Genomic DNA, 19,051 nt, shown 5'->3' with positions numbered 1-19,051 from the left:
TCGAGCAGTTTCCCCGTTGCGTTGCGGGCTTGCGCGAGGGTCGGCTGTCGCTGGATCAGGTCGGCGCGATCGCCGAGCGGGCCGCTGACGGTTCTGACGAGCATTATGCGGCGCTGGCCGAGGTCGCTACCGTCGCCCAGCTGCGCACCGCGATCAAGCTCGAACCGCGACCCGAGCCCGATCCGCGGCCTGAACCACAGCGCTCGATCACCAAGACCACCGACGGGCAATCCACCACCTGGAAGATCACGCTGCCCAAACTCGACGCGGCGAAATTCGACACGGCGCTGGCGTCGCACCACGACGCGTTGATCGCCGAGTGGAAACGCGACCACGACAGCACCGGAGAATCAGGCAACAGGCCCCCGTTGCCAACCACGATGGACGCCTTTATGCGGCTGGTGGAGGCCGGCTGGGACACCGAGGCCGCCCGCCGGCCGCACGGGCACCGCAGCACGGTGGTGATGCATCTGGATGTGAAAGACCGCATCGCCGCCCTGCATCTGGGTCCGCTGCTCACCGAGTCCGAGCGCCGTTACCTGACTTGTGACGCCACCTGTGAAGTCTGGTTCGAACGCGACGGGCAACCCATCGGCGCCGGCCGGACCACTCGGGTGATCAACCGTCGGCTGCGCCGTGCCCTCGAGCATCGCCACCCCACGTGTGCGGTGCCTGGTTGCGGCGCTACCCGCGGACTGCACGCCCACCACATTCGGCACTGGGAGGACGGCGGCCCCACCGAACTGGACAACCTGGTCCTGGTCTGCCCGTACCATCATCGGCTGCACCACCGCGGCGTCATCACCATCACCGGACCCGCCGACAAGCTCGTCGTCACCGACAGCGCCGGCCGGATACTCAGCGCAGGGTCGCTCGCCCATCCACCGACGAAACCCCCGCCGGTCGTGCCGCCCTATCGAGGACCCACCGGCGAACGCGCCGACTGGTGGTGGTACGACCCCTTCCAACCACAACCACCACCAACCAACAATTGAGATGGTTTGCGGCGCCGGTAGTTGCCGGCACCATATCGAAGCTCAAACAGGCTGGGGCATCAAGAAATTCGTTCACGATGCGCGGCTGAGCTCGGCCAAGATCGCGGCGACCGCCTCTGGCACCGCGTCGGCCACCTGAGGTGTCAGCGCAACGCCGTATCCGACCTCGGCCGCGTCGACAGTGAAAACGACGAGCTCCCTGGGAACTTGGCCAAGAGCCTGGCCGAGCGCATAGGTCGCGGGCAGGCCGAGTGCATGCGAGCTCACCGCCGCGGCTGGAGTCTCAGTTCCCGGTGTCCAGCGTCGAATCCGGCCGGGAGTCGCGCCTGCGCCGAAAGCGGCATCGACCACCACCGTCAGCGGCACGTCGGCCCACGCGTCGAGGACCTCTCCTGGCTCGCCCGTCGCGGTCAGCACCTGGACTCCAGGAAGGCGGAGCCCGGCGACCTCGGAGGCGACGGCCAACCCGACGCCGTCGTCGCAACGAAAGCTATTGCCGATCCCGATCACAAGCTGGCTCAACCGCGTTGCACCGTCAGCGTCAGGAAGTGCGCCGAGCACGAGATGCACGGATCGTGATTGCGGATCGACTTCTCACACAGCGACGTGAGCGATGCGTCGTCCAGCGCGGCGTTCGCGGCAACCAGCTGGCCCATCTCGTGTTCGATCGCTGCCTGGTTCTGTGACGTCGGCGGCACCATCGTTGCGGCGCGGATGAGACCGTCTTCGCCGATTTGGTAACGGTGGTAGAGGAGGCCGCGGGGAGCCTCGCTGACCCCGTGCCCAACGGCTGCCCGCGCGGGCACCTCGACGAACGGACGCGATGGCCGTTCGTACTCGGCGATGATCCGCAGAGCCTCCTCGACCGCATATACCACCTCGACGGCTCGAACGACGATGCTGCGGAACGGATTGCGGCACACGACGCCGAGCCCGGCACCGGCCGCCGATTGCGCTGCGATGGGCGACAGCTTGGCCGAGTTCAACGAATACCGCGCCAACGGGCCGGTGAGGTAGCGGCCACCGTCAAGGGTGGCCTGCAATGCGGTCGAGTGCGGCACCTGTGCTTCGACGACGTGAGTGGTGAAATCCTCGACCGGAAACGGTTGCCCTGCGCTGCGTGCGATGGTTCCGTTTTCGATCGGATACCGAAGGGGATCGGTCAGCGACAGGAACTCGTGGTCGAATTCCGAATCGGGGAAGTCGAATTCGGCAACCCGTTGCACGGTGTAGAGCGCGTCGTCCAACGCGCGGCGCAGCGTCTCGGTCAACGGCTTCAGATCGGCGCGCGACGGAGTCGAATAGAAGCCGCCCAGCCTGACGTTGACGGGATGGATCGCGCGGCCACCGATCTGCTCCATCAACCGGTTGCCCGCCTTCTTCAAGGCCAGGCCGCGCTCGACAAGCTCGCGTTGGTCCTTGGCGAGGGCGATCGCGTCCGGGTAGCCGAGGAAGTCGGGCATGTGCAGCAGAAAGATGTGAAGCGCGTGACTGTGAATCCATTCGCCGCAGTACAGCAGTCGGCGCAGCGCAACCAGCTCGGGGTCGATCGCCACACCGCACGCGTCTTCGATGGCGTTGCACGCGCTCACCTGGTAGGCGACTGGGCAGATGCCGCATACCCTCGCGGTGATGTCGGGCGGCTCGGTGTAGGACCGGCCACGCAGGAACGCCTCGAAAAACCGTGGCGCTTCGTAGATGTTCAGCTCTACCGTGTCGACCGCTCCGTCGATCAGCGTGACGTTCAGAGCGCCCTCACCCTCGACCCGTGTCAGCGCACCGACGGTGAGCGTCCGAGTCTCTTCGTTCACGTGTCGTTCCGCTCACCGGCGAAGGGTGTCACGTTGAACGTCGAGAACACCCGCTCGACGCCGTCGCCGGACATCCCGTCCCGGCGCAGAAGCGGGATCAGCGCCGCCGTGTTTGGTGTCGCGGCCGGGCCGAAGCAGCCGTAGCAGCCGCGGTGGAACGACGGGCACAAGGCGCCGCAGCCGGCATGTGTGACCGGCCCGAGGCACGGGATGCCGTCGGCGACCACAACGCAGGTGACGCCGCGGTTCTTGCATTCCGTGCAGACGGTCTTTGCGGGTAGCCGCGGCTTACGCCCGACCAGCAGGGCGGCCAGGGTGTCGAGCAGCTGTCCACGGTCGATGGGACATCCTTGGAGCTGATAGTCGACCGTAACGTGCTCTGAGGCGGGAGTGGATGTGGCCAGCGTGTCGATGTATTCGGGTTTGGCATAGACGACAGAGGCGAATTCCTCGACGTCGGCGAAGTTGCGCAGCGCTTGAATTCCGCCGCCGGTGGCGCATGCGCCGATCGTCACCAAAATCCTTGACTGCTCCCGGATTTCCCTGATCCGTCGCTCGTCGGCGGCAGTGGTGATCGAGCCCTCGACGAGCGATACGTCGTAGGGGCCCGGTTCGATTGCGCTGGATGCTTCGAGGAAGGTGGCGATCTTCACCTGCTCTGCGATGGTGAGCAGTTCGTCTTCGCAGTCCAACAGGGTGAGCTGGCAGCCGTCGCAGGACGCGAACTTCCATACGGCCAGCGTTGGTGTGGTCATCTAGAGTTCCTTCACTCGAAGCAGCGGTTCTGCGGCGTCGTACCCGACGACGGGGCCGTCACGGCACAGCAGCAGCGGGCCCAACTGACAGTGTCCGCACCAGCCGATCCCACACTCCATGTTGCGCTCGAGTGAAACGCGGATGTCCGAAAGAGCGACACCCTTGCGCGACAACTCTTTTGCTCCGTTGCGCATCATCACCTCTGGGCCGCAGAGGAATCCGGTGGTGTTGTCCGGACGCACCGGCAACCGTCGCAGTGGCGCGGTGACGAATCCGACTTCGCCTGGCCAGCCCTGCACCGGGACATCGATGGTCATGTGCACGTCGATTGCGCCGCCATTCGCCCAATCGTCGAGTTCGGAACGAAACAGGAACTCGTCGCGGGAACGCGCGCCTGCGATGAGCGTGACCCGGCCGTAGCGGTCGCGGTCGCGCAGTGCGGCCAGCACGACCGGACGCAGCGGGGCCAGCCCGACACCGCCCGCCACGATCACCAGATCGCGGCCGACCGCGGTGTCCAAACCCCAACTGGTGCCAAACGGTCCGCGCAGTCCGATCTGGGCGCCGGGCGGCGCATCGTGCAGCGCTCGGCTGACCGCGCCGACCGCGCGAACGGTGTGCGTGATCGTGTCATCGGAGGCGGCGGGCACACCGCTGACCGAGATCGCGACCTCTCCGATCCCGAACGCGTACATCATCATGAATTCCCCGGGCTGCGGCGCGGGCAGCGACTCGCCGACGGGCGTGAGAACCAACGTCGCCGAGTCGCGGTTCTCGGCGATGCGGCTGACCACCCGGTAAGGCACCGGGTGCATCGCAGAACGGCCGGCGGGCCGAGTTGCCGTCTCAGTCATCGTCAGCCTCGGCAAGCTCCGACAACGTCGTCATTTCCTCGGTGATGTCGATCCCGGTGGGGCACCACGCGATGCACCGTCCGCAACCGACGCATCCCGACGTGCCGAACTGGTCGTGCCACGTGCCCAGCTTGTGGGTCAGCCAGTGCCGATACCGCGACGGGCCGGATTGGCGAACGCTGCCTTCATGAACGAAGGTGAAGTCGAACTCGAAGCACGACGCCCACTCCATCCAGCGCTCGGCATGTTCACCGGTGAGGTCGGTGACGTCCTCGACGTTGGTGCAGAAGCAGGTGGGGCACACCATGGTGCAGTTTCCACAGGTCAGGCACCGGCTGGCGACCTCTTCCCAGTGCGGCGATTCACGGGACTCCACCAGCAGATTGCGCAGGTCGCCTTCCGGCATCTGCCTGCCCATCTTGGCTGCGGCCCCGGTGACATCGGCTTGGGCGGAGTCGATTTCAGGTTGTTCGGCCTGTCTGTGGGTAATGCTCGCCAGCACCTCGGCACCGTCGTCGGTACCGACGTCGACCACGTACCGACGGCCATCTGATCCGACGCGTTCGGTCAGTGCCAGGTCATATCCTGGGCCGACGGCGGGTCCGGTCCCCATCGACGCGCAGAAACACAGACCGCCCGGCTCAGTGCAGTTCACCGCAACAACGAAGATCTGGCGCAGGCGTCCGGTGAACCCTTCATCCGGATGGGCGGCGTTTCCGAGCACGCCATTCAAAATGGCGATCGCGGCCAGGTCGCAGCCGCGCACGCCAAGAAACGCATAGCGCGGCTGCTCCTCGGATTCAGCGTCGTCGGAGGACCACAGCTTCTGCCGAGGAGGGTGCAGGAACTGCTTCCATGACTGCGGGCCCGCCGAATGGCCGAACACTGCGTCGTCGTCGCGACGGCGTAGCCGGTAGTGCCCCGGCCCGACATCGACACCCCACCCGCTCGGCAGATCGTCGGCGCTGTCGAGCTCGGCGAGCACGATGGCGTTATCCGACTTCGTCGGCCCCACCACGCGGTAGCCGCGGTCGATCAGTACCGACACCAGTTCGCCTAGCCCCGCGGCGTCGATTACCGCACTGTTCATGGGGACTAATTCTGCGCCCGTCAAGGGGTGTTTGTCGGTGTCCTTCGGATCTCGAATCTAGGGACTTTGTGCCGCATCGCTGTGCCACCTGCACCCGTTAACGTCGCCCTCATGTCTGAAGACTTTCAACCTGTCTCGATACTGTCGCAGACCGAGTGCTGGGATCTGCTGTCGAGTCGCACACTGGGGCGACTGGTGACGAGCGTCGATGGCCAACCAGAGATTTTCCCCGTGAACTTCGTGGTCCAGCGCCGCACGATCTTGTTCCGCACAGGCGAGGGTACGAAGCTGGTCAGCACCGCGATCAACCACAACGTGCTGTTCGAGGCGGACGACCACAACGTGGCCGAGGGCTGGAGCGTGATCGTCAAAGGCCTGGCGCGCTCAATGCGCAGCGACGAGGAGATCGCCGAGGCCGAGAAGGCACAACTGCTCCCGTGGATTGCGACGGTCAAGCCGCACTACGTGCGAATTCGGCCGTTCAGCGTCAGCGGCAGGCGGTTCATGTTCGGCTCAGAACCCGATCGCGAGTTCACCGCGGTCTGAACCGCTTGGCCCTCGGCCCTGTGCTTGATGCCGAGCAGCATGCCGCGTGTCAACAGAGACATCGCAGGACCTGCCAACTCGACCAGCAGCGCTTCGCCGGGATGCCGAAGGGCCGTTCGGGTCCGGATGAGCAGACGGCACCGGTCCTCCAGCCGAGGCAGGACGTGAAAAGACATCACTGTCTGCCACGGAAATTCCGGTGGCGCTCCGCGAAGAATCAGCGTGCTGTTCTCTGCGACGTGCTCGACCACCAAGGCCATGCCTCGCCGCAATCCGAGCCAGCCTTGGGGCGCCAGCCGGATGTGGTCACCGGGCGCCAGCATCTGCCACTCCGGATGAATTCGTTCGGCATTGCGGTAATCGAGCCCGACCAGATCCTCAAAGGCCTGGTAGCTGTAGAGGCCGCCGCGATCCTGGCCGATCTGCACCAGCCACTGCCACACGGCCTCCGCTGGTGCGTGAATCGTTATGCCCTCCGTCGTCCGGATGGCCGGTTGCTTGATCAGTTCGTCACCAGCAAGCGCGGCCTCGCACTCGCCTTTCGTGGTGCCCCAGTTGCGGTAGTAGCGCCGTGCCGCGTACAGCACGCCTGCCGCCGCGGCGGTGCGCGCCAGTTTCGTTGTCATGTACCAACCATGAGTCGGCCTACGCGTACCGACTAGGGCCGGGAGTCCCTTTTCTCACTGGTCGACGAACGGCCCCGATGCGGGGGACTTCGGCCCCTATGGACGGCGGCGGGGAGGTGGTCGGATCGAAGTGGAAGTTTCCGACGTCTGAGGAGCCCCCATGAACACGCCGTGTGCCGACCTTGATAACGACTGGTCTGTGACGATCTCCCTCGGCCCTCGCGATGGCCAGGTGTGCGCCAGGGCGAGCATGCCATGGCGCGGTCGCGATGTGGTCGGCGTCGGTTTGGCGACGAGTGACGAGCTTGCGGTCTCGCGGGCACTTTCCGATCTGGCGCGACGGACCATGACCGTCAGCGTGCACGACAACATCGCGGCCAGCGGCTAGCTGAACGGATCGAGACCATGACGCGCACGCAAGGACCAATCAGAAACGCGCCAAGGCGAGTCTTCCGCGATCGCCGAGAAGCAGGACGTGTCCTGGCGGGTTTACTAGGCCATTACCGGGGCCGGAAGAACGTCATTGTGCTGGGACTGCCCCGGGGCGGTATCCCCGTCGCATGGGAAGTCGCCGCGTCATTGGGGGCGCCCCTCGACGCGTTCGTCGTGCGCAAACTCGGCGCACCCGGACACGAGGAATTCGCGATGGGTGCGCTGGCCAGCGGTGGACGCGTGGTGGTCAATGACGACGTGATGAGGGCCTTGCGCGTCACGCCGCAACAACTCCGCGATGTTGCCGAACGCGAAGGGCGCGAACTGATCCGCCGCGAAGCCGCATACCGGGGTGGCCGCCCGCCGCTCGATTTCGCGGGCAAGACCGTGATCCTCGTCGACGACGGGCTCGCCACCGGGGCGAGCATGTTCGCCGCGATACAGGCTTTACGCGAGATGGACCCCGCCGAAATCGTCATTGCGGTGCCTGCTGCGCCCGAGTCGACCAGCCGCGAATTCGCAGGCATGGTCGACGATGTCGTGTGCGCATCGATGCCGACACCTTTCCTGGCGGTGGGGGAGTCGTTCTGGGATTTTCACCAGGTCACCGACGACGAGGTGCGAGCGCTTCTCGCGACGCCGACCACGGGACTCGCGACGGCAGACCTACGCATTGCCGAGATGCCCGGTGACGTGATCGCCCGTTGCGCGGTGGATGCGCCGTCGGGTGTTCCTCCGCGAGAGGCGCTCGAAGAGATTGTCGGCGACGCGCGCGTCGTGCTCATCGGCGAGAGCTCGCACGGAACCCACGAGTTCTATCAAGCGCGGGCGGAGATCACGAAGTGGCTGATCGAAGAGAAGGGCTTCTGTGCCGTTGCAGCAGAAGCGGATTGGCCCGACGCCTACCGGGTGAACCGCTTCGTGCGTGGGTTAGGTCAAGACGCGTCCGCCGACGAGGCGCTCAGTGGCTTCGAGCGGTTCCCGGCGTGGATGTGGAGAAACACCGTGGTCCGGGACTTCGTGGATTGGCTACATGCGCACAATGAACGACGAGGAGCCGACGGCGAACGGCAAACGGGCTTTTACGGACTGGATCTCTACAGCCTGCACCGATCGATGAGAGAGGTCATCGACTACCTGGAAAATGTCGATCCTGCGGCGGCAGCGCGGGCGCGGGAGCGTTACGCGTGTTTCGACCACGCCGCCGCCGACGACGGTCAGGCGTACGGGTTTGCCGCCGCGTTCGGCGCCGGGCTGTCCTGCGAACGGCAGGCTGTCGACCAGCTGGTCGAGATGCAGCGCAAGGCGCTGGAATATGCGCGCCGCGACGGACTGCTCGCCGAGGACGAACTGTTCTACGCGCAGCAGAACGCAATGACGGTGCGCAACGCCGAGGTCTACTACCGGGCGATGTTCGGTGGGCGTGTCACCTCGTGGAACCTGCGGGATAAGCACATGATGCAAACACTGCAGGCGCTATTGACCCACCTGGATCGCCACGACGGGCCGCCGGCCCGGATTGTGGTGTGGGCACACAACTCTCACGTCGGCGATGCGAGAGCTACCGAGGTCGGCTCGGACGGCCAGCTGACACTGGGCCAACTCGTTCGTGAGCGCTACGGTGACGACTCCCGGTTGATCGGGTTGACCACCTACACCGGGACCGTCACCGCGGCCAGCGAATGGGGTGGACCGGCCGAACGGAAATTCGTCAGGCCTGCGCTCAACGGCAGCGTGGAGGAACTGTTCCACGAGGCCGAAAACCCGGAATTCCTGGTGTCGCCGATGATCGATCGTGCCGCCGCAGCACCGCTGGACGCGGTTCGTCTTGGCCGTGCGATCGGCGTCATCTATCTGCCTGCCACCGAAAGGCAGAGCCATTACTACCACGTTCGGCCGGCTGCGCAGTTCGACGCGTTCATTCACATCGAGAAGACGACGGCGCTTCAACCGCTCGAAGTGACCGGGGTCTGGGTCACCGGTGAGACGCCCGAAACCTACCCAACGGGTTTGTGAGCGAGGGGAAGCGAGACCGCATGAAAGAGTCACCGAAGTCCGACGCACGAATGTCAATCGTGACCTTGACGATGAACCCGGCCCTAGACATCACGACAAACGCCGACGTCGTAAGGCATACGGACAAGATTCGTTGCGATGGAGCCCGATACGACGCCGGCGGCGGCGGCATCAACGTCGCTCGGTTCGCGCGGGTACTCGACGCTTCGGTGACAGCGGTGTACCCCGCGGGGGGACCGACAGGCGCATTGGTCACCGACCTCGTCGGCGAATCCGACGTGCCCGTTGCGCGGGTCATCATCGGGAACCCGACCCGTGAGAGCTTCACTGTGAACGAGCGCAGCACTGGCAAGCAGTACCGGTTCGTGCTACCCGGACCGCAGCTCACCCCGGCCGAGCAGGCACAGTGCCTCGATACGCTGCGCAGGGCGGCCGCATCCGCCCAATTCGTCGTTGCCAGTGGAAGTCTGCCGCCGGGTGTTCCTGCTGACTTCTATCAGCGCGTGGCCGACATCTGCGGTGAGTTGGGTGTGCCGCTGATTCTCGACACCTCCGGCGGAGGGCTCAACCACGTCAAGGCGGGTGTCTTCCTGTTGAAGCCGAGCGTGCGCGAACTGCGTGAGTGCGTCGGCAGTCCACTCGAAACGGAATCCGAGCAGCTGGCGGCCGCACACGGCCTGATTGACCGCGGCGTCACGCAGGCTGTCGTCGTGTCGCTGGGCTCCGAGGGTGCGCTGGTGGCCACGTCCCGCGACAGCATGCGGATCCCGGCCATTCCGGTCCACGCGGTCAGCGGGGTCGGGGCGGGCGATGCGATGGTCGCCGCGATGACGGTGGGTCTGTCCAACGCCTGGCCGCTGTCGAAGGCCGTGCGGTTCGGCATTGCCGCCGCGACAGCGAAATTATTGACACCGGGCACCTCGGCATGCACTCGTGCGGATGTCGACCGCTTCTTCGAATTGGTCTCCGAGCCAATAGACGACAGCGCGCTCCTGCCCTGACGTCACAGCCGATACATGGCGGCGCCTGCGGTGACCCCGGCACCCGCCGCGACGAGCAGGATGTGCGCGCCAGTGTCCAGGTTCGCGACCGCGGTCTTGAATGCCGATGCCAGAGAAGCGGTATGCATTCTCGCGTCGTCGGCGACGGTGATCAGCTCGGAAGGGATCCCGAGCCGGGCCGCGAGCGCATCACGGTAGCGGCGACCGGATGGCGCAGCGACGATCGCGGCCACGCTTTCGATGTCTGTTGATGACGCCGTGAGGCAGTCGTCGACCGCCTCGGCGCTGGCGTCGGCATAACTCTCGTCGGCTGACGCCGACACCTTGAAGCGCAGCACGTTGCGGTGGTCGAGCAATCCGATTGAGGCGCTGAAGGACTCGCTAGCACCGGGATGGTTCGTCCAATTGAGATGCCCAAGCCCACGGTCCTCGTCTGTCCAAGTGCACAGCGCTGCAGCGCCGCTGGGGGAGAACGGGAACCGCTCGCTCATGCCGTGCCCGGGATCGGCATCGCTCGCGACGATCAGCGCACAGTCGATGGCCTTCGATCTGAGGAAGCCATCGACGATCTGCAACGCGGTGAGCATGCCGCACGAGCCGTTGACCACGTCGAAGGAGAAGGTTCCGTGCGAGTCGCCGTGGGGCTCTTCAGGGTTCGCACCGATGTCTTGTTGAATCATCGCGGCCAGCGCAGGCTCACCCAGGTTCCGATCGCGGTATACGCCCGCGTTGATCAGCAGGTCGATGTCGTGCGGATTGCGACCCGCGTTGTGGAGGCAATCCTGAGCGGCCCTGACCGCCAGCCGAAGTGCGCTGTGCCGATTTCGCCATCCTCCCTCGGCCAGCTCGATCCGTTCAATTATCGTGCCCATAGCGATCCACCAGTTCCTCATCCAACGTCAACAGCACTACTCCGATCTCGAGCCCGGACGCCAGTGCGATCAGAGCGACCGTCTCGCCCGGTCGAATGTGCCGGGCTTCGAGCTCCTCGATGAGGGCAACGGTGTGGGTCGTGGACGCGGTATTGCCGTAGTGGTCAACTGTGATCACAGCGTCGTGGCGCGGGCTGTCGCCGAAGACTTCCGACATGCGCGCCATCCCCTTTCTGATTGCCCTTGCAGAGGTCTGATGGGTGATGACATGGTCGATGTCGTGTATCGAGATTCCGGCCTCATCAAGCACCTCGTGTAGCAGCATCGGAGTGTTCGACATTGCCGCCCGGTGAATTCCCCTGGCGTCGGTGAACATTCGCGCACCGGGGTCAGACCCCTTGGGGTATCCCATACACAGTCGGCTGTAGTCGGCGACTGTGGTGAAGCCCGCCAGCGTGATGCCCGCGCTTCCGGCCGGTGCCCGCTCGAGGAGGAGCGCAGCGCCGGCATCGCCGAGGGTCAGCGATGCGAGCTCTTTGCTCATGATGGTGCGGATGTGCTGGGCCGCGTTCTGGCCGAGTTGCGAGATGTACTCGCCACTGACGATCAACGCGCGCTCAATGGAGCCCTGGCGGATCCAGTTGTTTGCGACCGTGACCCCGGACAACATTCCCGCACAGGCATTCGACAGGTCGAACGTCATCGCCTTATCGGCCCCGATGGCTCGCGCCACCGCGCCGCTCATCGTCGGCTCCACCCATTGGGTCAGACCGCCGCGAAACTTCGTAATGCTGCAGCTGATCACCGCGTCAAGCGACCGGGCTTCACGCTGCGCCTTGTCGAGACAGTCCAGCGCGGCCCCGGTCGCGAGGCTGTAGGAATCCTCATCGCCGACCGAGACGCGACGCTCACGAATACCCGTGAGCCGTTCGAGGTCGATATGCGTGTGATGACGGGTGCTTGACATCAACGCATCAGAGGTGAGGTGTGTGAAGGGCAAGTGCCGACCAGCGCCCGCAACCCGAGTGCCGTACGGCGCTTTCGGATTCCTGCTCGAGGGCTCCATCATCAACCAACGCTTGTCCGCCATCGTGTAATCGTGTGTGGCCGCCGTCACAGTCAGTAGGATCATTGGGCGGCATCGGCGAGGACTTTGGGCCCTTCATCACGTCAGGTCCCCGCTCATAACCTTGTGCCATGGGCAAGCAACATCCGCTGGTGAGCGGGCTGATGGCGGGGATCGGGGCCGCGGCGCTGTACCGGGCCGAGGTGAAGCCGCGGATGTACGTCTGGGGTGCAGGGGACGACGAAGTATCGTGTCCGCTGCCCGGCGATGAGCTGGTCATGGCCGGTGTGCCCCGTACGACCCGCGCGGTGACCGTCGACGCACCCGTCGAGGCGGTCTGGCCCTGGCTCGCCCAGATCGGGGAGGATCGTGGCGGGTTCTACAGCTATTCGTGGCTCGAACGGGCGGTCGGTGCCCAGATCCACAACGCAGACGCCATTCACCCCGAATGGCAACGCCTTGAAGTGGGTGACACGGTGTGGCTGGCGCGCCGCTATGGACAGAGGGCGCGGCAGGTGGTGGCCGCCATCAAGCCGGACTCGCACCTGGTCCTGATGTCACCGCAGGACTACGAGCGGGTTCGGCGCGGCGAGAGAGCATCGGGGGCGTGGGGCTTCTACCTACGCCGCGAGCACGGGTGGACCCGCCTGCTCGCCCGCGGCAGCGGCGGCGCGGTTGGGCACGTCCTCTTCGACATTCCTCACTTTGTGATGGAACAGAAAATGATGCGCGGCATCCGCGATCGAGCCCAAGAGACGTATCGGCGCCGGGCCAAGGACTTCATGGCAAATCGTGACGGCGGCGAGAGCGTAGTGAACAGTAAACACCGCTTGCGTAAAAAAGCGGCCGAAACCGCGCTGCGGGATTGATCCGGTGGGACTATAGAGGTGTGACCCACGAGGTCGAGTCGGGCGTTGAACCCAGCATGCGTCCGCTGCGGGATACGCTGTCCCAGCTGCGGCTCCGTGAGCTCCTCAAGGAAGTCCAAGACCGACTCGAGCAGATCGTCGAAGGACGAGACCGACTCGACGGGCTGCTGGATGCCATGCTGGTTGTCACCTCTGGGCTTGAACTCGATGAGACCTTGCGCACAATCGTCCACACTGCCATCGAGCTCGTCGATGCGCAGTACGGCGCATTGGGCGTCCGCGGCCATGACCACGAACTGGTCGAGTTCATCTACGAAGGCATCGACGAGGCGATGCGGCAGCGAATTGGCCACTTGCCGGAGGGACGAGGCGTTCTCGGCGTCCTGATCGATGATCCGAAGCCGATCCGGCTGGACAACATCTCCCATCACGCAGCGTCTGTCGGTTTCCCCGCCAACCATCCGCCAATGCTGACGTTCCTCGGGGTGCCTGTCCGGATCCGTGACGAGGTCTTCGGCAACCTCTACCTGACCGAGAAGGCCGGCGGACAGCCGTTCAGCGAAGACGACGAGGTGTTGGTGCAGGCGCTGGCGGCAGCGGCGGGCATCGCCATCGAGAACGCCCGCTTGTATGAGCAATCCAAGGCCAGGCAGTCGTGGATCGAGGCCACCCGAGACATCGGCACCGAATTGCTGTCCGGCACCGATCCGGCCCGGGTGTTTCGACTGGTGGCCGATGAGTCGCGTCACCTCAGCGGGGCCGAGTTCACCCTGGTCGCCGTGCCTGCAGATCCCGAAGTGCCGTCGGCGGACGCGGATGAGCTTGTCGTTGCGGCGACCGCCGGCGACGGCCCGGCTTCGATGCTGCACACGCTTTCAGTCGCAGGCACGGTTGTCGGTCAAGCTTTTCGCGATCGCACGCCAGGAAGGTTCGACAGCATCGACCTGCCGGGAATCGGCGCGACCGGTCCTGCGCTGGTTCTCCCGCTGCGTGCTCAAGACGCCGTCGCCGGCGTCTTGGTGGCATTCCGGCAGCTCGGATCGGCAGAATTCAGCGCCGAGCAGTTCGACATGATGGCAGCCTTTGCAGACCAGGCTGCGCTGGCGTGGCAGCTGGCCAGCACGCAGCGCCAGATGCGCGAGCTCGACGTGCTGACCGACCGCGATCGCATCGCCAGAGACCTGCACGACCACGTCATTCAGCGGTTGTTCGCCGTTGGTCTGGCACTGCAGGGCACAATTCCGCGGGCACGAGCGCCGGAGGTGCAGGAAAGGCTCACCGGCTGTGTGGACGATCTCCAGGAGGTCATCCAGGAGATCCGGACTGCGATCTTCGACCTGCACGGCGCGCAATCGGGCGTCACCCGGCTGCGACAGCGCCTGGATGAGGCCATCGCGCAGTTCGCAGATCCGAAGATGCGCACGACGGTCCAATTCTCGGGACCACTCTCCGTCATCGACGCGGGACTGGCCGACCACGCCGAAGCCGTTGTGCGGGAGGCAGTCAGCAACGCCGTTCGCCACGCGAGCGCGACGACCCTCGCGATCAGCGTGACCGTCGACGACGACCTGCGTATCGAGGTCGTTGACGACGGCTGCGGAATGGAAGACGAAATCACCGGCAGTGGGCTGACCAACCTTCAACGGCGCGCCGAGGATGTCGGTGGTTCCTTCGCCGTCGAGCCTCGGCCGACCGGCGGGACCAAGTTGAGATGGTTGGCTCCTCTGCCGTGACCATGGCCGTATCGACCCCGGATTGCCGCGCGCGACCCGCCGATTGAACCGAAGTTTGCACTCGCCGACGGCAAGCCGCGTGCGCAGGTGTGAATCAATGCTTCGATAACCCCATGACCGCGCCGACGGTGAGCACCTGGTTCCCGGGTGTCGCGCAGTTTCGCAGCTACCCACGTAGTTGGCTGCGCGGTGACGTGACCGCGGGCTTCACGGTCACGGCTTACCTTGTGCCACAAGTGATGGCCTATGCCACCCTGGCTGGGCTTCCGGCTGTCGCCGGCTTGTGGGCGGCCGTCGTGCCACTCGCCGTTTATGCGCTGTTGGGCTCGTCTCGGCAGCTGTCAGTTGGACCGGAGTCGACGACCGCGTTGATGACCGCCGCTGTGCTGGCGCCGATGGCAGTTGGCGAGACGTCGCGTTACATCGCCCTTGCCGCGGCCCTTGCCATCGTGGTGGGTTTGTTGTGTCTATTGGGCGCGCTTGCGCGGTTGGGCTTCCTGGCCAACATGCTCTCCCGGCCCGTGCTGATTGGCTACATGACCGGCATTGCGATCCTGATGATCGCGAGTCAGCTCGGCAAGATCACCGGGGCGCCGGTGTCGGGCGACGAATTCGTGGACCTGGTACGAACATTCATCGCCAACAGCGATCAGTGTCACTGGCCGACGATCATCCTGGCCGCCTCAGTTCTTGCGCTGCTGCTGGCGTGTGATCGCTGGACACCAAGGGTGCCCGGCCCGTTGATCGCGGTGCTGCTAGCGACCGCCGTCGTATTCGGGCTGTCGTTGAACGCCAAAGGGATCGGCGTCGTCGGCAGCATCCCGGCCGGCTGGACCACCGTGGGCCTGCCTGCCGTGGCTCTCAGCGATATCGCGGCGCTCATCCTTCCTGCGCTAGGCATCTCGATTGTGGCGTTCTCGGACAATGTCCTGACGGCGCGAGCCTTCTCGGCGCGCGGCGACGGCGAAATCGACGCGAATGCAGAACTACGAGCCCTCGGCGCCGCGAACATCGGTGCTGGACTGGCGCACGGGTTCCCGGTCAGCTCGAGCGGATCACGGACGGCACTGGGCAATGCCGTCGGCAGCCGCACCCAGTTGTATTCGATCGTGGTCATCGTGCTCGTGCTGGTGGTGGTGCTGTGGGGACGTAATGTGCTGGCGCACTTCCCGACAGCGGCATTGGGTGCACTCGTCGTGTATGCCGCGCTCCGGCTGATCGACGTCGGCGAGTATCGACGGCTGGCTCGGTTCCGCCGCAGTGAGCTGGTCTTGGCGGTGGCCACCGCAGTCGCGGTGCTGGCGCTCGGCGTGCTTTTGGGTGTGCTGGCAGCGGTCGGCTTGTCGATCCTGGATCTGCTGCGACGACTCGCGCATGCGCATGACAGCGTGCTGGGTTTCGTTCCCGGGCTGGCCGGCATGCACGACATGGAGGACTATCCGCAAGCCACCGCGCTTCCCGGGCTCGTCGTCTACCGCTACGACGCACCGCTGTGCTTCGCGAACGCCCAGGATTTCCGGCGGCGCGCCATGACTGCCGTCGATCAGAACGGTGAGCAAGTGGAGTGGTTTGTCCTCAACGCCGAGGCGAATGTGGAAGTCGATCTGACTGCCCTTGACGCGCTTGATCAACTGCGCGAGGAGATGTCTCGACGGAATGTGACGTTCGCGATGGCCAGGGTCAAACAGGATCTGCGCGATGCACTCGCGGCGGCCGGGCTGGTTGCCAAGATCGGCGAGGATCGGTTCTTCCCGACGCTGCCAACCGCGGTCGAGGCCTTCCGCAACCGTCCCAGCCCGCCGACCTAGTCGTCAACGCCGTCGAAGTCGCTCGCTTGTCGCTACTCGCCTTCAACCGCGACGCGCAGCTCTTCGGCCCACTCGCTGTAGGGCCGGATCGCGTAAGCGCGCGTGTCCACGGAGCTGCCGAGCTTCTGGATGATCGGTAGCGACTCGAGGGCTTGGTCGAGCGAGGTGTGGTCTGGTACGTCGAGCACGGCGAAGACGCTGCGCTGGCCGACGACTTTCCACAAGTTGGTCACCGCCCCGGCATCGACCGCACCCTGTGCCGCGCGGGCTTCCTCGAGCCAGATCGTGAATAGCTCTTCACGGCTCATGTCGACCGGCTGGTGGACATCGAACTGGACGAAATACTGCACCGTCTCCTCCTTAACTTCGTTGTCAGGCGGGAGTAGCTTCCCACGGCCGCGCGGCCTGCGTGGTGTGCCTAGAACGGCAAGTCGACTTCGCCGTTGGAGGTGACGCCCTCGTCGTGATTGCGGTCGATGTAGCCCGGTGTGATCGGGACCTGTGGCTCGGTGCCGTAGGGCACCAAGGGGTCCGCGCCGTACTTGGCGTCGCCAGCCGGCGCACCCGTTTCTCCTGAGATGGGGTAGGTGGGATCCACCGCCGTCGATGTGGGACCGTCGGCGAGAACCGTGGTCGAGGTTAAGACAGCTGTGCCGGCGATCAACCCGCCGAATAGACCTACCGTCAGTAACGGTGCAGCGAGGCTCTTGATCTTCATGGCGTTCTCCCGGTTTCAGTTCGTCGTGTCGTTTGGACACCTTCGATCCTGTCGATCGGGATGGCTGCAGTCGCCATGGCCAGCCCCCAAACCGGTGGTAGTGCTAGCCGCCACTCGCGGTTATCGGGGCTCAGTGAATGTGGCTGCCGCCGTTGATGTCAACGGTGGTTCCGGTGAGGTAGCCGGCGTCTTGGCTGGACAGGAAGGTGATGACGGCGGCGATCTCCTCCGTGGAGGCGACACGGCCGATCGGGATGTCGGCGGCCAGCTTGGCTTCCTTCTCCGGCGTTGAGCCGACGCGGATGTTGGTGTCGACCGCGCCCGGTGTGACGGCGTTGACCGTGACTCCCGTGTCGGCGATCTCGCGGGCAAGGGCCTTGGTGAAGCCGAGGATGGCGGCCTTCGCCGACGAATACGGAACCTTGCCGAACACACCGCCGCCGCGCTGCGCGGACACCGACGACATGTTGACGATGCGGCCCCAGCCGTGCTCGATCATGTCCGGAAGGAAGGCCTTGGTTACCAAATACGTGCCGGTGGCGTTGACGGCCATCACCGTGTTCCAAAGTTCGAGTGTGGTCTCCAGGAACGGCACCGGCGAGGTGATGCCCGCGATGTTGGCCAGCGCCCCGACCGGAGGCAGGCTTCCGGCCGCGACCTCGGCGGCGACGGCGTCGTACGCGGCGGTCACCGAGTCCTCAGAGGTGACGTCGATGGTGTGGCCGAAAGCCGGAACGGCGAACTGGTTACCGATGTCGGCGGCGACCTTCGCTGACTTCTCGCCGTCGAGGTCGAGGATGACGACCGCCCAGCCTTCGCGGGCATAGCGTTGGGCGACGGTCATGCCGATGCCGCGGTCGGACGTCGCGCCGGTGATGACGGCAGTGCGTTCGGTGGTCATGGTTCTCCTTAGATGAGTTCTGAAATCAGGTGTCCGGCGCCAGCAGCGGCCGAGGGTCGTTCGTCATGGCTGATGTCGCGCGTTTCGAGTTCCAGCGAGAAGTGGCCCGCGAACCCGGCGTCCGCGAGCGCCTTCAGCCCGCCGCCGAAGTCGACTGTGCCGCGGCCGACCGAGAGATTGATGTTGCCTGGGGCGGCGTCGCGGATGTGGACGTGCTCGATGCGGGGGCCGAAGCGCGCCACGAACTCGACCGGGTCTCCACCGGATGCGACGACATGGCTGAAATCCATGACGATTCCGACGCCTGCGGGCAGGCGATCGGTGAGCAGCTGCGCACGTTCGAGGTTCCAGCACAGCCGATGAAGGTGTAGCGACTCGGTCCATAGATGTACGCCCCGGGAGGCGGCGACCTCGGCTGCCGAGGCGAGTTCGTCGGCGACCCGTGCGACGTCGGTCTCGAGCGATTCGACAGGGGTGTGGTCGATCGCGCCGCAGGGCAGCACGAGCGCGCGGGCATCGGTGGCGACGGCGAGCGCCACGAGCATGTCGAGGTGGCCCCGGCGGCGGGCCCGCGGCCCGTCCGCGAGCGGAACGTTGAGGTCACCGATGTCGCCATTGATCGAGCGGACCTGCAGGCCGGAGGCGATCACGGAGCGTGCGACGTTCTCGACGGCGGACATGTCGAGGACGTAGGGGACATGGTCGCAGACGCCGGGCAATGCTCCGAGGTCGATCTCGGAGAACCCGAGGCCGGCGATGGTCGCCAGGGCCTCGGCTAACGGCTGGTGCCTGAAGCTGATGGTTGAGCAGCCCAGTCTGCTGTCGAAAGGCGGCATCTGCGGATCCTCTGTTGGTCTTGTGATGACAACCACATTAGGTGGTCGACTGTTAACAGTCAACGGATGACGTGATTGTTGTTGACTGTTGATATTGATTGTGCCCGGAGTCACACTGGAT

20 protein-coding genes are annotated in these 19,051 nt (G+C 65.2%); 8 read left to right on the top strand and 12 right to left on the bottom strand.

Annotated features, from left to right (window positions below; genetic code table 11):
- Positions 1–995: HNH endonuclease signature motif containing protein (locus D6M19_RS05330; protein WP_164478329.1), on the top strand; the 995-nt coding region annotated here is incomplete at its 5' end.
- Between the two features lie 72 nt (positions 996–1,067).
- Here the strand turns inward: D6M19_RS05330 and D6M19_RS05325 are convergent.
- Genes D6M19_RS05325 through D6M19_RS05305 form a run of 5 tightly spaced genes read right to left on the bottom strand, consistent with a single transcriptional unit; the run spans position 1,068 to position 5,506 of the window.
- Positions 1,068–1,517: a hydrogenase maturation protease gene (locus D6M19_RS05325; protein ID WP_123024096.1), complete on the bottom strand. Its 450-nt coding sequence runs from the start codon at positions 1,515–1,517 to the stop codon at positions 1,068–1,070.
- Positions 1,514–2,806 carry a Ni/Fe hydrogenase subunit alpha gene (locus D6M19_RS05320; RefSeq protein WP_123024095.1) on the bottom strand — a complete coding sequence of 431 codons (1,293 nt, stop codon included), beginning with the start codon at positions 2,804–2,806 and terminating at the stop codon, positions 1,514–1,516. The genes D6M19_RS05325 and D6M19_RS05320 overlap by 4 nt, the downstream gene beginning before the upstream one ends.
- Positions 2,803–3,561 carry an NADH-quinone oxidoreductase subunit B family protein gene (locus D6M19_RS05315; protein ID WP_123024094.1) on the bottom strand — a complete coding sequence of 253 codons (759 nt, stop codon included), beginning with the start codon at positions 3,559–3,561 and terminating at the stop codon, positions 2,803–2,805. The genes D6M19_RS05320 and D6M19_RS05315 overlap by 4 nt, the downstream gene beginning before the upstream one ends.
- Positions 3,562–4,416 (bottom strand): FAD/NAD(P)-binding protein, encoded by an 855-nt coding sequence (locus D6M19_RS05310; protein ID WP_123024093.1) that lies wholly within the window; start codon positions 4,414–4,416, stop codon positions 3,562–3,564. It abuts the gene before it with no gap.
- A complete protein-coding gene (locus D6M19_RS05305; protein ID WP_123024092.1) occupies positions 4,409–5,506 on the bottom strand; it encodes a 4Fe-4S dicluster domain-containing protein in 1,098 nt (365 codons plus the stop codon). The genes D6M19_RS05310 and D6M19_RS05305 overlap by 8 nt, the downstream gene beginning before the upstream one ends.
- Positions 5,507–5,617: 111 nt before the next feature.
- Between D6M19_RS05305 and D6M19_RS05300 the strand changes: the two genes are divergently transcribed.
- Positions 5,618–6,052, top strand: a complete 435-nt coding sequence (locus D6M19_RS05300) for a pyridoxamine 5'-phosphate oxidase family protein (RefSeq protein WP_123024091.1) — start codon at positions 5,618–5,620, stop codon at positions 6,050–6,052.
- Here the strand turns inward: D6M19_RS05300 and D6M19_RS05295 are convergent.
- Positions 5,968–6,678 carry an SRPBCC family protein gene (locus tag D6M19_RS05295; protein ID WP_123024090.1) on the bottom strand — a complete coding sequence of 237 codons (711 nt, stop codon included), beginning with the start codon at positions 6,676–6,678 and terminating at the stop codon, positions 5,968–5,970. The two genes, D6M19_RS05300 and D6M19_RS05295, sit on opposite strands and share 85 nt — an antisense overlap.
- A 160-nt stretch (positions 6,679–6,838) precedes the next feature.
- Here D6M19_RS05295 and D6M19_RS05290 point away from each other — a divergent pair, with 160 nt between their 5' ends.
- The 3 genes from D6M19_RS05290 to D6M19_RS05280 are packed head-to-tail and all read left to right on the top strand — an operon-like array spanning position 6,839 to position 10,127.
- Positions 6,839–7,066 (top strand): dsRBD fold-containing protein, encoded by a 228-nt coding sequence (locus D6M19_RS05290; protein WP_123024089.1) that lies wholly within the window; start codon positions 6,839–6,841, stop codon positions 7,064–7,066.
- 17 nt (positions 7,067–7,083) lie between these two features.
- Entirely contained in the window at positions 7,084–9,126 is a 2,043-nt protein-coding gene (locus tag D6M19_RS05285; protein ID WP_123024088.1) for an erythromycin esterase family protein, read from the top strand.
- A 20-nt stretch (positions 9,127–9,146) separates the two neighbouring features.
- On the top strand, positions 9,147–10,127 hold the full coding sequence (locus tag D6M19_RS05280) for a 1-phosphofructokinase family hexose kinase (RefSeq protein WP_123024087.1): 981 nt from the start codon (positions 9,147–9,149) through the stop codon (positions 10,125–10,127).
- A gap of 2 nt (positions 10,128–10,129) precedes the next feature.
- Here the strand turns inward: D6M19_RS05280 and D6M19_RS05275 are convergent, their stop codons facing one another.
- Positions 10,130–10,999: a 3-oxoacyl-[acyl-carrier-protein] synthase III C-terminal domain-containing protein gene (locus D6M19_RS05275; protein ID WP_123024086.1), complete on the bottom strand. Its 870-nt coding sequence runs from the start codon at positions 10,997–10,999 to the stop codon at positions 10,130–10,132.
- Positions 10,983–12,089 carry a 3-oxoacyl-ACP synthase III family protein gene (locus tag D6M19_RS05270; RefSeq protein WP_123024163.1) on the bottom strand — a complete coding sequence of 369 codons (1,107 nt, stop codon included), beginning with the start codon at positions 12,087–12,089 and terminating at the stop codon, positions 10,983–10,985. The genes D6M19_RS05275 and D6M19_RS05270 overlap by 17 nt, the downstream gene beginning before the upstream one ends.
- Before the next feature lie 107 nt (positions 12,090–12,196).
- Here D6M19_RS05270 and D6M19_RS05265 point away from each other — a divergent pair, with 107 nt between their 5' ends.
- From D6M19_RS05265 to D6M19_RS05255, 3 genes are all read left to right on the top strand, one after another.
- Positions 12,197–12,934: a hypothetical protein gene (locus tag D6M19_RS05265; RefSeq protein ID WP_234834700.1), complete on the top strand. Its 738-nt coding sequence runs from the start codon at positions 12,197–12,199 to the stop codon at positions 12,932–12,934.
- Positions 12,935–12,990: 56 nt separating this feature from the next.
- Complete coding sequence (locus tag D6M19_RS05260) at positions 12,991–14,667, top strand: GAF domain-containing sensor histidine kinase (protein ID WP_123024162.1); 1,677 nt, start codon at positions 12,991–12,993, stop codon at positions 14,665–14,667.
- A gap of 113 nt (positions 14,668–14,780) precedes the next feature.
- A complete protein-coding gene (locus tag D6M19_RS05255; protein WP_123024085.1) occupies positions 14,781–16,475 on the top strand; it encodes a SulP family inorganic anion transporter in 1,695 nt (564 codons plus the stop codon).
- Between the two features lie 32 nt (positions 16,476–16,507).
- Here the strand turns inward: D6M19_RS05255 and D6M19_RS05250 are convergent, their stop codons facing one another.
- From D6M19_RS05250 to D6M19_RS05235, 4 genes are all read right to left on the bottom strand, one after another.
- Positions 16,508–16,825, bottom strand: coding sequence for a muconolactone Delta-isomerase family protein (locus tag D6M19_RS05250; RefSeq protein WP_123024084.1), 318 nt, complete (start codon positions 16,823–16,825; stop codon positions 16,508–16,510).
- 68 nt (positions 16,826–16,893) lie between these two features.
- Positions 16,894–17,193, bottom strand: coding sequence for a hypothetical protein (locus D6M19_RS05245; protein WP_123024083.1), 300 nt, complete (start codon positions 17,191–17,193; stop codon positions 16,894–16,896).
- Positions 17,194–17,323: 130 nt separating this feature from the next.
- Positions 17,324–18,094, bottom strand: a complete 771-nt coding sequence (locus D6M19_RS05240; RefSeq protein ID WP_123024082.1) for an SDR family NAD(P)-dependent oxidoreductase — start codon at positions 18,092–18,094, stop codon at positions 17,324–17,326.
- 8 nt (positions 18,095–18,102) lie between these two features.
- Positions 18,103–18,930: a sugar phosphate isomerase/epimerase family protein gene (locus tag D6M19_RS05235; RefSeq protein WP_123024081.1), complete on the bottom strand. Its 828-nt coding sequence runs from the start codon at positions 18,928–18,930 to the stop codon at positions 18,103–18,105.
- Positions 18,931–19,051: the final 121 nt, after the last annotated feature.

It is taken from the genome of Mycolicibacterium stellerae, assembly GCF_003719305.1.
Lineage (GTDB): Bacteria > Actinomycetota > Actinomycetes > Mycobacteriales > Mycobacteriaceae > Mycobacterium > Mycobacterium stellerae.
This window is presented reverse-complemented; position numbering and strand designations above follow the sequence as displayed.

Excerpts from the sequence above, each read along its gene's own strand:
- D6M19_RS05315 (WP_123024094.1), bottom strand. The coding sequence starts at position 3,561 with ATGACCACACCAACGCTGGCCGTATGGAAGTTCGCGTCCTGCGACGGC.
- D6M19_RS05310 (WP_123024093.1), bottom strand. The coding sequence starts at position 4,416 with ATGACTGAGACGGCAACTCGGCCCGCCGGCCGTTCTGCGATGCACCCG.
- D6M19_RS05305 (WP_123024092.1), bottom strand. The coding sequence starts at position 5,506 with ATGAACAGTGCGGTAATCGACGCCGCGGGGCTAGGCGAACTGGTGTCG.
- D6M19_RS05300 (WP_123024091.1), top strand. The coding sequence starts at position 5,618 with ATGTCTGAAGACTTTCAACCTGTCTCGATACTGTCGCAGACCGAGTGC.
- D6M19_RS05295 (WP_123024090.1), bottom strand. The coding sequence starts at position 6,678 with ATGACAACGAAACTGGCGCGCACCGCCGCGGCGGCAGGCGTGCTGTAC.
- D6M19_RS05290 (WP_123024089.1), top strand. The coding sequence starts at position 6,839 with ATGAACACGCCGTGTGCCGACCTTGATAACGACTGGTCTGTGACGATC.
- D6M19_RS05285 (WP_123024088.1), top strand. The coding sequence starts at position 7,084 with ATGACGCGCACGCAAGGACCAATCAGAAACGCGCCAAGGCGAGTCTTC.
- D6M19_RS05280 (WP_123024087.1), top strand. The coding sequence starts at position 9,147 with ATGAAAGAGTCACCGAAGTCCGACGCACGAATGTCAATCGTGACCTTG.
- D6M19_RS05275 (WP_123024086.1), bottom strand. The coding sequence starts at position 10,999 with ATGGGCACGATAATTGAACGGATCGAGCTGGCCGAGGGAGGATGGCGA.
- D6M19_RS05270 (WP_123024163.1), bottom strand. The coding sequence starts at position 12,089 with ATGGCGGACAAGCGTTGGTTGATGATGGAGCCCTCGAGCAGGAATCCG.
- D6M19_RS05265 (WP_234834700.1), top strand. The coding sequence starts at position 12,197 with ATGGGCAAGCAACATCCGCTGGTGAGCGGGCTGATGGCGGGGATCGGG.
- D6M19_RS05260 (WP_123024162.1), top strand. The coding sequence starts at position 12,991 with ATGCGTCCGCTGCGGGATACGCTGTCCCAGCTGCGGCTCCGTGAGCTC.
- D6M19_RS05255 (WP_123024085.1), top strand. The coding sequence starts at position 14,781 with ATGACCGCGCCGACGGTGAGCACCTGGTTCCCGGGTGTCGCGCAGTTT.
- D6M19_RS05245 (WP_123024083.1), bottom strand. The coding sequence starts at position 17,193 with ATGAAGATCAAGAGCCTCGCTGCACCGTTACTGACGGTAGGTCTATTC.
- D6M19_RS05240 (WP_123024082.1), bottom strand. The coding sequence starts at position 18,094 with ATGACCACCGAACGCACTGCCGTCATCACCGGCGCGACGTCCGACCGC.
- D6M19_RS05235 (WP_123024081.1), bottom strand. The coding sequence starts at position 18,930 with ATGCCGCCTTTCGACAGCAGACTGGGCTGCTCAACCATCAGCTTCAGG.